Below are 14,300 nucleotides of genomic sequence, written 5' to 3'. Positions count from 1 at the left end.
CCGTTGCCGCTTGCCAGTACCGTCTGGAGATCGTGACGCGACCCACCCCGACCGCACTGCCGCGGGCCTCGGTCTGGCTACCCCAACGCCGGTCCTCGCCGCTGCGCGCGCTGGGGCTCCGAATGCTGGCGGCCTTGTCGTTGGTGCTGCTCACGGTGGCCATGGTCTACCTCGACCGCGACGGTTACCACGACAACACCGGCAGCCCGTTGAGCCTGCTCGACGCGGCGTACTACTCGGTGGTGACGCTCTCGACGACCGGCTACGGCGACATCGCTCCCGCATCACCCTCCGCGCGATTGGTGAACGTGCTGTTCATCACTCCGGCGCGGGTCCTGTTCCTGATCATCCTGGTCGGTACCACTCTCGAGGTGCTGACCGAGCAGTACCGCGGACAATTCCAGCGGGAGCGGTGGAGGAAGCACGTGAAGGACCACTACGTAGTGTGCGGGTACGGCACCAAGGGCCGGAGCGCGGTCGACGCGCTGCTGGAGAACGGTGTCCCGCGGGACAAGATCGTCATCGTCGAGCGTGACCACCGGGTCGCGCAGCAGGCCGTCAACGCGGGCCTCGCGGTCGTCGAGGGGTCGTCCGGCAGGTCGGCGGTACTCGCGCAGGCACACGTCGACCGGGCCACCGCGATCATCGTCGCCCCCGACGCGGACGACGCGGCGGTCCTGACGACGCTGACCGCGCGCCAGCTGACGAACGGCCAGGTGCGCATCGTCACGACGGCCAGGGAGGCCGAGAACGCGCCGCTGCTGCGGCAGAGCGGCGCCCACCAGGTCGTCGTGTCGTCGGCGACGGCGGGGCGGTTGCTCGGCCTGGCGACCACCGACCCGCCGGTCATCGACGTGGTCGAAGACCTGCTGACGCCGGGCCACGGCATGGCGTTCGCGTGCCGGTCGGTGGTGCGCGACGAGGTGGGCAAGTCGCCGCGGACGTTCGACGACGTCGTGATCGCGGTGGTGCGGCGTGGCCGGGTGGTGCCGCTGGCCGAGCCGGAGACCAACAAGCTCGAGACCGGCGACCTTCTCGTCTACATCCGGGACGACCGGCCGGCGAACAGCGTCTCGGCCGAATAGATGTCCGACCTCCGCGCCCGCGCCGAACAGCACCTCCAGGCCCTCGTCGGCAGCCCCGACGCCACCCTGCGCGACGACCAGTGGACCGCGATCGAGGCCCTGGTCGCCGATCGGCGGCGTGCGCTGGTCGTCCAACGGACGGGGTGGGGCAAGTCGGCGGTGTACTTCGTCGCCACCGCGCTGCTGCGTGCCGACGGCGCCGGCCCCACGGTGATCGTCTCGCCGCTCCTCGCGCTGATGCGCAACCAGATCGCCGCGGCGGCCAGGGCGGGCGTGAAGGCGACGACGGTCAATTCGACGAACGCGGACGACTGGAAGCAGATCTACGCGTCGATCGCGAACGGCGAGGTCGACGTCCTGCTGGTCTCCCCGGAGCGGCTGAACAATCCGGAGTTCCGCGACGAGGTGCTCCCCCAGCTCGCCGCCGGTGCCGGTCTGCTGGTCATCGACGAGGCGCACTGCATTTCCGACTGGGGCCACGACTTCCGCCCCGACTACCGCCGGATCCGGACGATGCTGGCCGATCTGCCCGCCGGCATCCCGGTCCTGGCCACCACCGCCACCGCGAACGAGCGGGTCACCCGGGACGTCGCGGAGCAGCTGTCGGTCACCGGGGAACGCACGCTCGAGGACGTGCTGGTCCTCCGGGGCACCCTCGACCGGTCGTCGCTGCACCTCGGTGTCGTCGCGCTGCCCGACCAGGCGTCGCGGCTGGCGTGGCTCGCCGATCACCTCGAGGAGCTCGAGGGTTCCGGCATCATCTACTGCCTCACGGTGGCGGCCACTCAGGACGTCGCCGACTACTTGCGGGACCGCGGCTACCCGGTGGCCGCCTACTCCGGCCAGACCGAGCAGACCGAACGCCTTGCCGCCGAGGACGACCTCCTGCACAACCGGGTCAAGGCGCTGGTCGCGACGTCGGCGCTCGGCATGGGCTTCGACAAGGGCGATCTGGGCTGGGTCGTGAACCTCGGTGCGCCGGCGTCGCCGATCGCGTACTACCAGCAGGTCGGACGTGCCGGGCGCGCCACCGATCGGGCCACCGTCGTGCTGCTCCCCGGCCGGGAGGACCGTGACGTCTGGGACTACTTCGGCTCGCTGGCGTTCCCGCCCGAGCACGAGGTGCGCGAAACCCTGCGGGTGCTCGCCGAGCAGGACCGTCCGCTGTCCACCGCGGTACTGGAGACGTTCGTGCCGCTGCGCCGGACGCGGTTGGAGATGATGCTCAAGGTCCTCGACGTCGACGGTGCCGTCCGCCGGGTGAAGGGCGGCTGGACGTCGACGGGCCAGGACTGGAGCTACGACGCCGAGCGGTACGCGCGGGTGAGCGCCACCCGCCGCACCGAGCAGCAGGCGATGCTCGACTACCTCACCACCGACGAATGCCGGATGCGGTACCTGCGGCGCGCACTCGACGACGCGGACGCCGAGCCGTGCGGGCGGTGCGACAACTGCGGCGGCCTGAAGCTCTCCGCGGCCACCGATCAGGCGAGCCTCGCCGCGGCCACCGACCGGCTGCAGCGGCCGGGCGTCCCGGTGGAGACGCGGCGCATGTGGCCCACTGGCATGGGGTCGATGGGCGTCGAGCTGAAGGGCAAGATCGCCAAGGAGGAGCAGGCCGAGCCGGGCCGTTCGATCGCCCGGCTCACCGACCTCGGCTGGGGCAACCAGCTGCGGGAACTGTTCCGACCCGAGACGCCCGACGGCGAGCTGCCGGTGCCGCTGCGGCATGCGCTGGTGCAGGTCTTCGACGCATGGCGGTTCGGGACGCGTCCCGACGGGATCGTGTACCTGGATTCCCTGAGCCACCCGACGCTCGTCGCGCACATCGCCAACGGGCTGTCGCGGTACGCGAAGATCCCCGTGCTGACGCGGTTCGACATCGTGGGTCCGGCCGGCACCGGCGAAGGCGCGATGAACTCCGCGCAGCGTCTCCGGGCGGTCGCCGACCGGTACGTGCTGGACGACGCGTCAGCGGTCGCGGGCCGCACGGTCCTGCTGGTCGACGACCGGGTCAACACCGGCTGGACGCTCACGGTGGCGGCGCGGGCCCTGCGTCGGGCCGGCGCCGAGGCCGTGTATCCGTTCGTGCTGGCGGCCGAGAGCTAACAGCCGTCCAGCATGGACTTGAGCGCCGACTTGTCGGTGGACGTGATCGGCAGCTCGTACTTCGACAGCGACTTGACGTACCGCACCGCGTAGACGCACTGGTACTGCTTGGCCGGACGCCACGCCGACGGTCCCTTGTCGCTCTTCGACTGGTTCGAGGATCCGTCGACGGCGACGAGGTTGTCGGGGTCGTTCGCGAACGCCAACCGGCGCGCCGCCGACCACCTCTTCGCTCCGGACGCCCAGGCGCGTGCCAGCGGGACGATGTGGTCGATCTGAATCTTCTTGGTGCTCTTGTACGTGCCGCCGTTGTACGGGGAGACCCAGGTGCCGCCCGTCACCTTGCAGCCCGTGGTGCCCGATTTCGTGCGCACGGTGCCGGGCTTGGCGTCCCGGCGGAGGATGTCGTTGCGGGTGTCGCAGCCGTTGCCGCCGAACTTCACGCCCTTCGCCGCGTCGCTCCACGCGTCGCCGAACTTGTCGCGCTCGTAGCTCGCGTCCTTGCCGGGGATCGTCGTGACCCGCAGTTTCCCTAACGTGCTGCGGGCCTGTGAGATCGACGCGGCCGACGGGTCCGCGACGCTGCCCGGATCGGCGACGACGGAGGTGTCGGCGGTTCCCGTCGCGGTCGGGCTGACCACGCTGATCTCGCCGCAGCCGGTGCCGGTGAGCAGAACCGCCACCGTGGACGCCGCGAGCAAGATCTTCTTCATGGAGCACCTCTCACCGTGACGCCGCGAGGTCCTCACCCGACGGTCAAACGCTGGTTGCTCCGCGCAGCTTACGGCGCGCGACCAGCGCACCGGCGACCGCTCCGGCAGCCGTTCCGAAACTGGTACGGATGACGAGGACCGCGAGGTTGAAGCGACCGTCCCAGCCACCCCGGGAGCCCCAGACGGCGCCGGCGGCGGTGCCCGCGGCGACCGACGCCCAGAACCGCTTCTGCCCGGGCGGCACGCCCTCCCCCGGCTCCACCGCCGCCCGCGCGGCACGCGCCAGCTCGGCCGTGGTCGGCGCAGCGCGGACCGTACCCGCGGTCGCGCGAGCCGCACCCGCGGTCGCGGTCGCGGCGGCAGCCGGACGCTGGCGGGACCAGCCCGGTGGCTTGGTGTCGACCCAGTCGGGTACCTCTCGCAGCACCCGCGACAACAACACGAGCCCGACGACGCCACCCACCACCGTGCTGGTGTGCTGAGCCAGCACCGCCCCGCTCACCGGCCGCCCACCCACGTGGTGCCGCCCGGCGAGCCACGGCACGTGCCGCGCACCCCACCGCCCGTCATGGGTGAACGAATCCCAGGCCACGTGACTCCACGCCCCAGCGAGCGCACTCAGCACGGTCACCACCGGCGACGGCCGACGCGAGTCCAGCAACGCGAGCCGACGCAACGGCATCCCCGGGAACTCCGGCAGGTACGACGCCGCGAACGCCAGGCGCCGAGCGGCCACCGCAGCGACGACCGACGCCGGCACGCACAGCAGCAGCACACCGCGCGTGTTGTGCGCGTTGACCTCCCACCGCGTTCCGGCCAGCGCGAACGGCCAGTCCGGCGACATCGAACCCAACGCCAGCGCGGTGCCGTCGAACCAGTCCGGCCGCGCCAGCTTCGCCGCCAGCGCGGGCACTTGGTGTGACACGTACGTCAGAGGCATGTGCCCAGTGTTGCTACTGGGAGCAAGAAAACGGCTCCGGGGGCGGAAAACACCCCCGGAGCCGCGTTCAGATCACTCAGCTGCAGCCGGACGTGCTGCCGCAGCCCTCACACACGAAGCACGAACCAGCCGGCCGCATCTTCGTACCGCAGGTCAGGCACAGCGGCGCGTCCGCGGCCATCCCCTGCACCAGCTCGAGCAGCTCGGTGGACGAGTGCGCGGTGGTGACGTCCCGCTGCGCGGGCGCCGGAGCCGGTGCCGGGTTCGGCGCCGGGTCGTGCTCACGCGGAGCCGACACCGCCATGCCGGCGATGTCCACGTCTTCGCTCGCCGGCCCGTCGAGCTCAGCGGCCCGCTCGGCGTTCGTCAGGATCCCCATCTCGGCGCGGGTCTCCTTCGGCAGGTGGTCGAGCGCCAGCCGCCGGAAGATGTAGTCGATCACCGAGCTGGCGATCCGGATGTCCGGGTCGTCGGTCATACCGGCCGGCTCGAACCGCATGTTGCGGAATTTCTCGACGTACTGCTCCAGCGGGACGCCGTACTGCAGCGCCACCGAGATGGCCACCGAGAACGCGTCCATGATCCCGGCCAGCGTCGAACCCTGCTTGCCGAGCTTGAGGAAGACCTCGCCGACACCGTCGTCGGGGTACCGCGACGCGGTCAGGTAACCCTCGGCGCCGGCCACGGAGAACGACGTCGTCGTGCTCGGACGGGTCTTGGGCAGGCGCTTGCGCACCGGCCGGTACTCGATGACCGGCTCCGGAGCAGTGGTGGTGGCAGCGGCGGCACGCGCCGCGTCCGCCTTCTTGCCACCGACCGACAGCGGCTGGCCGACCTTGCAGTTGTCGCGGTAGACGGCGAGGGCCTTGAGGCCCAGACGCCAGCCCTCGGCGTAGACCTTCTCGATGTCCTCGATCGTCGCCGACTCCGGCAGGTTGACGGTCTTGGAGATCGCACCGGAGATGAACGGCTGCACCGCGGCCATCATCCGGACGTGGCCCATCGGGCGGATCGAGCGCTCGCCCATCGCGCAATCGAACACCTCGTAGTGCTCGCGGCGCAGGCCGGGAGCGTCGACGACGTGGCCGTGCTGCGAGATGTGCTCGACGATCGCCTCGATCTGCTCTTCCTGGTAGCCGAGCGTGCGCAGCGCCTGCGGAACCGTCTGGTTGACGATCTGCATCGAGCCGCCGCCGTCGAGCTTCTTGAACTTGACCAGGGCCAGGTCGGGCTCGATGCCGGTGGTGTCGCAGTCCATCATCAGGCCGATGGTGCCGGTCGGGGCCAGCACCGAGGCCTGCGCGTTGCGCCAGCCGTTCTTCTCGCCGATCTTCAGCCCGCTCTGCCACTCGGCGGTGGCCAGCTCGAGGATCCGGCCGGAGTCCGCACCGACCGGGCGCACCGCGTCGTTGGCCGCGGCGTGCTTGCGCATGACCCGCTTGTGGCCCTCTTCGTTGCGGGCGTAGCCCTCGTACGCACCGACGATGCCGGCCAGCTCGGCCGAGCGACGGTAGGCGGTACCGGTCATCAGCGACGTGATCGCGCCGGCCAGCGAGCGGCCGCCGTCGGAGTCGTAGGCGTGCGCGGTGGCCATCAGCAGCGCGCCGATGTTGGCGTAGCCGATGCCCAGCTGGCGGAACTTCCGCGTGGTGTCGGCGATCGGCTCGGTCGGGAAGTCCGCGAAGCAGATCGAGATGTCCATCGCGGTGATGACCAGCTCGACGGCCTTGACGAACGTCGGCCCGTCGAACGTGCCGTCGGCGCGCAGGAACCGCATCAGGTTCAGCGACGCCAGGTTGCAGGACGAGTTGTCCAGGTGCATGTACTCCGAGCACGGGTTCGACGCGGTGATGCGACCCGACTCCGGCGTCGTGTGCCAGTCGTTGATCGTGTCGTCGTACTGGATGCCCGGGTCGGCGCACTCCCACGCGGCCTTGGCGATCTTGCGGAACAGACCCTGGGCGTCGACGGTGTCGATCACCGAGCCGTCCAGGCGGGCCCGCAGGTGGAACTCGCCCTTGTCCTCGACGGCCTTCATGAACTCGTCCGAGACGCGGACGGAGTTGTTGGCGTTCTGGTACTGGACGCTGTTGATGTCCCGGCCACCGAGGTCCATGTCGAACCCGGCGTCGCGCAGCGCGCGGATCTTGTCTTCCTCGCGCGCCTTGGTGTCGATGAACTCCTCGATGTCGGGGTGGTCGACGTCGAGAACGACCATCTTCGCGGCCCGGCGGGTGGCGCCACCGGACTTGATCGTCCCGGCGCTCGCGTCGGCGCCACGCATGAAGCTGACCGGGCCGGACGCGGTGCCACCGCTGGCCAGGAGCTCCTTGGACGAGCGGATGCGGGAGAGGTTCAGGCCGGCACCGGAGCCGCCCTTGAAAATCAGGCCCTCCTCGCGGTACCAGTTCAGGATCGAGTCCATCTCGTCGTCGACCGAGAGGATGAAGCAGGCGCTGACCTGCTGCGGGGCCGACGTACCGACGTTGAACCAGACCGGCGAGTTGAAGCTGAACACCTGGTGCAGCAGCATCCAGGCGAGCTCGTGCTCGAAGATCTCGGCGTCCTCCGGCGTCGCGAAGTAGCCGTGGTCCACACCGGCCTTGCGGTAGACGCGGACGACCCGGTCGATCAGGTGGCGGAGGCTGTTCTCGCGCTGCGGCGTGCCGAGCGCACCCCGGAAGTACCGGGTGGTGACGATGTTCGTCGAGTTCAGCGACCAGAAGTCAGGGAATTCGACGCCGCGCTGCTCGAAGTTGACCTTGCCGTCGCGCCAGTTCGTCATGACGACGTCGCGACGCTCCCAGGTCACCTCGTCGTACGGGTGGACGCCCGCCGTGGTGAACACCCGCTCGACAGTCAGGCCCACCGGCTTGGACGCGGCCTTGCGACCGCGCGGAGCCGGCGCTGCTCCGTTTGTTGATGAGCCAACTGTCTCTGTCATCGGCGTCCCCTGTCCCTCGTGATCAATCTATGAAGCCCGCACGCGGGCATGGCGAAGCGCACGCCTTCGACGCGCTCGCGTTGTTGCATGAAGAAACTCGGTGTTTCGGATCCGCCCCGAGCCGAACCACCGCACGTGTGTCGTGCCAAGTACTGCTACGGACTGGCGTCGACCAGCTCGCTGTCGCCCGCCGGTACCGGCGGGGACGCGGTGACATCGACCACCGGCCGAGGGATATCGACCGAGTGGCTCTCCCGGAGCGTCGCGATCTCCGCCTCGAAGTCCTCCAGCGAGGAGAACGAGCGGTAGACGCTGGCGAACCGGATGTAGGCCACCTCGTCGAGTTCCCGCAGCGGGCCGAGGATGGCGAGGCCGACCTCGTGCGACGGCACTTCGGCCGCGCCCCGCGACCGAATGGCGTCTTCGACCTTCTGCGCCAGCACCGCCAGCGCGTCCGCGTCGACAGGCCTTCCCTGGCAGGCCTTGCGCACGCCCGCGACGACCTTGGCGCGGCTGAACGGCTCGCTGACCCCGCTGCGCTTCACGACGGCCAGCACTGCTTCCTCGACCGTGGTGAATCGCTTGGAGCATCGCGTGCAGGAGCGCCGCCGCCGAGTGACCTGCCCGTCCTCGGCTTCGCGGGAATCAACCACCCGCGAGTCCGGGTGCCGGCAGTACGGGCACTTCACGGCGTGCTCCAATCTCTGACGCAACCTGTAGGTGAGTTACACGCTCGTAAGCACTAGATCTAGTGGCAACCGTAGGCCTGCAGCCCCACGACCGCAAGCCGACGCGCGGGGTTCATCCCATAACACGGACAACTTCTACAACCGGTGGGTCACTCGCGACACAGCGTGTCGCTGGAAGCGGAGTTATCCACAACCTGTTGTGGTTCAGTCGTCGGATGCCCACGACCGGTAGCGTGGTTCGGGATCGGGCTCCGGCTCGCCGCGGTACTGCCGGTAGGTGGCCAGCACCCGCTCGTAGTCGATGCCGAGCACCGGTCCCTCGCCCCGCGCGGCGATGTCCGTGTCGCGCCAGATCGAGTAGTCGCCCGGGTCGCGCAGGAGCCCCCGGGCGGCGCAGTAGTCGTACATCTCGGTGCCCGGGAGCGGGTTGAGGATGTTGGGGTTCGGAAACGTCGGCTTGATCGTGTCCATGAACGCGTGGTGGGCCGCGTAGTCCTCGTCGGTCTCGGTCGGGACGCCGAGCAGCAGGTTCGCACCGACCTGCACGTCGTGCTCCCGGCAGAGCTCGGCCACCGCCACGCCGTCGGCCACCGTCGTGCGCTTGCGCATGAACTCCAGCAGCCGCTGGGAGCCGCTCTCGAACCCGAACCACACGGTGATCCGCTGTCCCTCGCGGTCGCGCCCGGCCTGGGCTTCGCCCAGACATTCGGCGAGGGCCCGGCTGAAGCGGTTCACGTGCCCGTTGAACATCAATCCGACGTCCGGCAGCTCGGCGTCCATGCGGCGGACGACGCCCATCAGCAGCGGAAGGTTGAGCGTGGCGATCGGATCGGCGATCGTCACGAAGTCCACGCCCCAGCGCCGGACGTACTCGTGCAGCTCGGCCATCACCGTGTCGACGGTGCGGAACCGCCGCCGCGGTGGCTCGAACACCGACCGGTTGGGCAGCTCGCAGAACGTGCACTGCATCGGACAGCCGCGCCCGAGCTGCAGGTAGACCGGCCGGTAGGCGTCGGACTCCGCGTAGACGCCCCGGTAGCAGTCGAAGTCGGCGTACGGCGGCAGCGCGTCGACGTCGGCGCAGGGAGCGCCCTCCACGATGGCAGGGAGCGTCTCACCGGCCACGACCCGGTCGTAGAGGTCGAGGATCGCGGACTCGCCTTCGCGCCGGACCACGCAGTCGAACGCGCCGGTGGCCACCGTGGCGTCGGTGTGGATGCTGGCGTGCACTCCCCCGGCGATCAGCACGCGCCCGGGGCCGCGGACCGCACGGGCCAGCGCGACCGCCTCGTCGGCGTTCGGGGAGAGGTAGCTGAACCCCACCAGCCGGGGGTCGAAGTCGTCCAGCGCGGACACCAGGCGGTCGGCCGGCTGGAGGCGGGAGTCGAACAGTTCGACGTCGGCGCCGTGCTCGAGGAGGAGCGAGCCGAGCAGCTGCGGGCCGATCGGTGGGCTCATGACCGGGCGGAGCTCGCTCTCCGGCTGCCCGACGTAGACCAGGGCCACCCGCATGTGCACGCTCCGCTCCGGCGCCCGTCCGCGCCGGGGACCCACCCTACCGAGGCGCGGGAACCAGCAGGCGCTGGCCGACGTGCACAGTGGCGTCGGTCATGTCGTTGAGGTCGCGGATCTCGTCCATCGTCTCGCTGCGCGGCCGATCGGGCGCCACCTCCTCGGCGATCGTCCAGAGGGTGTCGTGCTCGGTGACCACCATGCTGCGCGACGACACCGGCGTGACGTCGTCCGCGCGGGTGGCGACGGTCAGCGACACGGTCGCGAGCACGAAGCCGAGCAGCACCACGCTGCGGATCAGCGCCCGCCCGCGCTTCGTCAGCCGCAGCGGCTTCGATCCGGTGCCGGCCGGGCGGGCGCCGACCGGTCCGGCCGGTACCGCTCCGGCCGCCGACCCCGCGGCGGGGCCACGCCGCGGGAGCCGGCGATCGCCGGAGCGTTCCTCCTCGGCCCGCGGCCGAGTGTCTTCGAGCGGCCCCCGCTCTTCCTCCACGCGCGCCCGCGGAGGGGCGGCCGGCACCACGCGGGACCGAGCCGGGCCCGGTCGTGCCGTTCGCTGCTGCGGCAGGCGCGCGGCCCCGGTCGGCGGTACCGCGCGCAGGGTGGCGGCACGGCGGGCGCGGCCCTTGCCGGCGGGGTGGGCCGCGCGGCTGGCGGCCAGCGCGTGCGCCGACCGACCGGCACCGGCTCGGATCGCCTGCTCGAACGGATCGAGCTGGTCAGCATCGGACAGCGTCGGCACCAGCTTGAGCGTGACCACACGCACCCCCGGGGAAAGCCGTACACGTACGGGCGTTCGAACGAACGCGTGTACGATCTCTACCACGTTCCGGAGTTCGATACCAGGCTTGCCACGCCAATTGTTCGACCGTATGTTCGATCCGGTTGCGCGACACCTCCTCGGCCGCGCGCCCAGCCGACAACACCAGCCGACGAACCACCCCCGCACCCCCTCACGGCCCCACTTCCGACGCGCCGATGTCGTACGTGTGTTTGAAATCCGCGTCCACAGTGTCTACGGTCAACGGGTGAGGTGACGGCGGCGGTGCCGTCAGACGAGGAGGTAACCGTGACGCGACAAGGCCGCAGCTCGACGGATGGAGACGGTGGCGTGACCGCCGCGCCGACCGCCGGTGCCGGCCAGGTCGAGGCCGTCTCCACTCCGACACCGGCCGGCGGCAAGCCCGCCGGTGATGCCGCCCCTCGCCGCCGAGGGCGCCGCAGCACCACCACCGCCGGTACGCCGCTGAGTCCGCGCCAGCGCCGCATCCTCGAGGTGATCCGCGACTCGGTCGAGAAGCGTGGTTACCCGCCGAGCGTCCGCGAGATCGGTGAAGCGGTCGGTCTCACCTCGCCGTCCAGCGTCGCGTACCAGTTGCAGGCGCTGCAGGAGAAGGGTCTGCTCCGGCGCGACCCGAATCGGCCGCGCGCCGTCGACATCCGCACGCCGGGAGGCAGCGGCCGCGACACGGTCGTCGAGATCGGCGGCGGGGTCGGCGCGGCTTCGGACCCGACGGCCGAGATCGACGGTCGGCCGGCTCCGGTGAACGTGCCCGTCCTGGGCCGGATCGCCGCCGGTGGCCCGATCCTCGCCGAGCAGGCCGTGGAGGACGTGTTCCCGCTGCCGCGCGAGATCGTCGGTGACGGAAACCTCTTCCTGCTGAAGGTCGTCGGTGACTCGATGGTCGAGGCCGCGATCTGCGACGGTGACTGGGTGGTCGTGCGCCAGCAGCCCGACGCCGACAGCGGTGACATCGTGGCCGCGATGCTCGACGGCGAGGCCACCGTGAAGCGGCTGCGCCGGCGGGACGGTGAGGTGTGGCTGGTGCCACACAACGCCGCGTATGAGCCGATCCCGGGTGGCGAGGCCACGATTCTCGGTCGGGTCGTGACGGTGCTTCGCCGCCTCTGAGCGCTCGCCAGCGAACGTACGAAGGCCCGGCCCCGATGTGATTCGCGGGGGCCGGGCCTTCGTACGTTCGGAACTCAGTAGTCCGCGCCGCGGTCCGGAGGTAGCGGCGGGCGTCGTCCCGCTCCCGGCGGGGGCGGGGGTCGACCGTCGTCGTCGCGCCGGGGTCGGCCGCGATCGCCGCCGGGGGGCGGGGGCGGGCGCATGCGGTCGCCCTGGGGGCGGGCCCGCCCGCTGCCGGTCGTCTCCCACTCGCCGTCGCCGCGTCCGCCGCGGCCACCGCTGGTCTCGGACCACTCGCCGTCGCCCCGGCCACCGCGCCGGCCACCGCTCGTCTCGGACCACTCGCCGTCCCGGCCGCCGCGGCCGCCGGTGGTCTCCGACCAGTCGCGGTCACGGTTGCGGCCGCCCCCGCCGCCGCCGTACGTCGTGCCCGGAGGAGGGGGTGGCGACGCGCGTCGGGCCCGGGTCGGAGCGGACCGGTCCACCGGGGGCGGCGGTGCCGAACCAGGCCGCGCCGCACCGCGGTTGCCGCCCGGTCGTGCCGCGCCACTCACCCGGCCGCTGCCGGTCGTCTCCGGATCGCGGGGCAGGGCCTCGCGCCGTACGCGTCCACCACCGGTCGTCGTCGGGTCGCCGGGCGCCGGCCGCGCCGGCGGCGGCCCCTGCGGGCGCCGCACCCGCCCACTACCGGTCGACTCACCGTCGAAACGCCGACCGCCACCGGTCGACTCACCGTCGAAACGCCTGCCGCCACCGGTCGACTCGCCATCGTAACGCCGACCGCCGCCCGTGGACTCGCCGTCGAAACGCCTGCCACCGCCCGTCGACTCGCCGTCGAAGCGGCGACCGCCGCCGGTCGACTCGGCGTCGTAGCCACTTCCGCGGCCGGGCCCCGATCCACCGCCGGCTCCGTACACCGTGCCGCGCCCGGACGGCCCCGACACCGGCGCCGCACCCGACGCGGGCCCGGACACCGACGCGGCTCCCGACACCGACGCCGCCCCCGACACCGACGCCGCCCCCGACACCGACGCGGCCCCGGACACCGACGCGGCCCCGGACGCCGGGCCCTCCGAGCGGAACCCGGCCTCGACCCGGTTCCCGGGCCCCACCGGCCGCGCCGCACCCCGTGGCGCCGGCGGAACCGCCGCGCCTCCGCGTGCCGGCTCGGGCCGCCCGCCGTACACCGCACCGGTGACGCGCGGCAGATTCATCGTCTCCGACGACGATTCCGGCGCATCCGGATCCGGCCCACCGAACTGCGGCCCCATCCCCATCCGGGGACCCGACCGCGGCGGCCCGCTGATCGACTCGAGCGCCGCCCGCTTCCGGAACCGCACGATCCCGACGATGCCGACCGCCAGCAACGCCAACCCGATCACCCCGACCACGGCGACCAGCGTCGTGATCTGCGAGAAGCTGATGCTCGAGAGGAACCCGCCGCCGGAGTCGGCGTCGGCGCCACCCGGGTCGGCCGCCGCCGTGTCGGCCGACTTGCCCCCGATCGCGAAGCGCTGGATCGCCGCGTTCGCGGACTTCGAGACGGTCAGGAACGACTTGCCGTCGGCGGCGTACGCGACCGCCTCGCCCGTCTTCTCCCCCTGCTGGCCGGTCAGCGCCGACTTTCGCGACTTCGCGGAGATCAACGTCTTGGCCACGTCACCACCGGCGACGTCCCACTCGTAGATCGAGTTGTACGTGCGGAGCGCGACCTTCTTGCCGTCGGGCGACATCGCGCCACCGGTGACCTGCTCGGTGCCGCCCAGCGTCAGCGTGCCGACCAGCGTCAGCGGAACGGCCTGCTCGGCGGACTTCGACGGCCCGCTCAGCCCCTGGCTGGCCTGGTAGACCTTGGCCTGGCCGGTCGTCGACTTCGTGACGATCACCGGCACGTTGTCGTTCTGGACGAGCATCGCCTCGGCGTTCTTCGCCCCGTCGGGATAGCGCATCCGCTGGATCGTCGGATCGCCCGACGTGGGGAACAGGTGGACGGCGATCGTCTCGCGCTCGGGCGCGGAGTCGCTGTCACCGATGTCAGCCACCCAGAACGAGCCGTCCGACGTCCGCGCCAGGTCCTCCGGAGCGCGTCGGCCGTTGCTCGACGTCAAAGTGTTGGTAATTGCGCAGCCCTTGTCGAGCTGGAAGATCTGAGCCGGCGACCCCGAATCGTCACCTTCGGTTACCACCGCATAGCCGTCGTCCACCGCTACGAGACCGGTGATCGTGGACAGCTTCGGGTCGTTGACCGTGCAGGCGTTCTCCGGCGCGGCCCACGCGGCCGACCCGCCCGGAAGCAGGCTGAAGCCCACCCCGAGCAGAAGCACCGCCAGAATCCGTCCACACCGTGTCACGCCCCCAGTCTTGCAGACGAACGAAGGCCTATCGGTGGCGTTACG

General features: G+C 71.2%; 10 protein-coding genes. 3 read left to right on the top strand and 7 right to left on the bottom strand.

Annotation, left to right across the window (positions count from 1 at the left end; all coding sequences use genetic code 11):
- Positions 1-122: 122 nt before the first annotated feature.
- Both ACGFY5_RS19065 and ACGFY5_RS19060 read left to right on the top strand, forming a co-directional pair.
- Positions 123-1,085: a potassium channel family protein gene (locus ACGFY5_RS19065; protein WP_392722538.1), complete on the top strand. Its 963-nt coding sequence runs from the start codon at positions 123-125 to the stop codon at positions 1,083-1,085.
- Positions 1,086-3,194: a RecQ family ATP-dependent DNA helicase gene (locus ACGFY5_RS19060; RefSeq protein ID WP_392721428.1), complete on the top strand. Its 2,109-nt coding sequence runs from the start codon at positions 1,086-1,088 to the stop codon at positions 3,192-3,194.
- Here the strand turns inward: ACGFY5_RS19060 and ACGFY5_RS19055 are convergent.
- The 6 genes from ACGFY5_RS19055 to ACGFY5_RS19030 form a co-directional block, all read right to left on the bottom strand.
- Positions 3,191-3,907, bottom strand: a complete 717-nt coding sequence (locus ACGFY5_RS19055) for an HNH endonuclease family protein (protein WP_392721426.1) — start codon at positions 3,905-3,907, stop codon at positions 3,191-3,193. The two genes, ACGFY5_RS19060 and ACGFY5_RS19055, sit on opposite strands and share 4 nt — an antisense overlap.
- A gap of 43 nt (positions 3,908-3,950) precedes the next feature.
- The gene (locus ACGFY5_RS19050; RefSeq protein WP_392721424.1) at positions 3,951-4,847 is read right to left on the bottom strand and encodes a DUF4184 family protein; all 897 of its coding nucleotides are present in this window, start codon (positions 4,845-4,847) and stop codon (positions 3,951-3,953) included.
- 76 nt (positions 4,848-4,923) lie between these two features.
- Positions 4,924-7,791 carry a vitamin B12-dependent ribonucleotide reductase gene (locus ACGFY5_RS19045; protein WP_392721422.1) on the bottom strand — a complete coding sequence of 956 codons (2,868 nt, stop codon included), beginning with the start codon at positions 7,789-7,791 and terminating at the stop codon, positions 4,924-4,926.
- Between the two features lie 155 nt (positions 7,792-7,946).
- Positions 7,947-8,480, bottom strand: coding sequence for a transcriptional regulator NrdR (gene nrdR / locus ACGFY5_RS19040; RefSeq protein WP_392721420.1), 534 nt, complete (start codon positions 8,478-8,480; stop codon positions 7,947-7,949).
- Between the two features lie 204 nt (positions 8,481-8,684).
- Positions 8,685-9,992, bottom strand: a complete 1,308-nt coding sequence (locus ACGFY5_RS19035; protein ID WP_392721418.1) for a B12-binding domain-containing radical SAM protein — start codon at positions 9,990-9,992, stop codon at positions 8,685-8,687.
- A gap of 43 nt (positions 9,993-10,035) precedes the next feature.
- Positions 10,036-10,752: a LysM peptidoglycan-binding domain-containing protein gene (locus tag ACGFY5_RS19030; protein ID WP_392721417.1), complete on the bottom strand. Its 717-nt coding sequence runs from the start codon at positions 10,750-10,752 to the stop codon at positions 10,036-10,038.
- A gap of 351 nt (positions 10,753-11,103) precedes the next feature.
- Here ACGFY5_RS19030 and lexA point away from each other — a divergent pair, with 351 nt between their 5' ends.
- The gene (gene lexA / locus ACGFY5_RS19025; RefSeq protein WP_392721416.1) at positions 11,104-11,904 is read left to right on the top strand and encodes a transcriptional repressor LexA; all 801 of its coding nucleotides are present in this window, start codon (positions 11,104-11,106) and stop codon (positions 11,902-11,904) included.
- Between the two features lie 74 nt (positions 11,905-11,978).
- On the opposite strand, the gene ACGFY5_RS19020 is transcribed toward lexA, so the two are convergent.
- Positions 11,979-14,228, bottom strand: coding sequence for a hypothetical protein (locus ACGFY5_RS19020; protein WP_392721415.1), 2,250 nt, complete (start codon positions 14,226-14,228; stop codon positions 11,979-11,981).
- Positions 14,229-14,300: the final 72 nt, after the last annotated feature.

Source organism: Cryptosporangium sp. NPDC048952 (assembly GCF_043197895.1).
Lineage (GTDB): Bacteria > Actinomycetota > Actinomycetes > Mycobacteriales > Cryptosporangiaceae > Cryptosporangium.
Note: the sequence above shows the minus strand (reverse complement) of the source record. Positions and strands in the feature narration are given on the sequence as shown.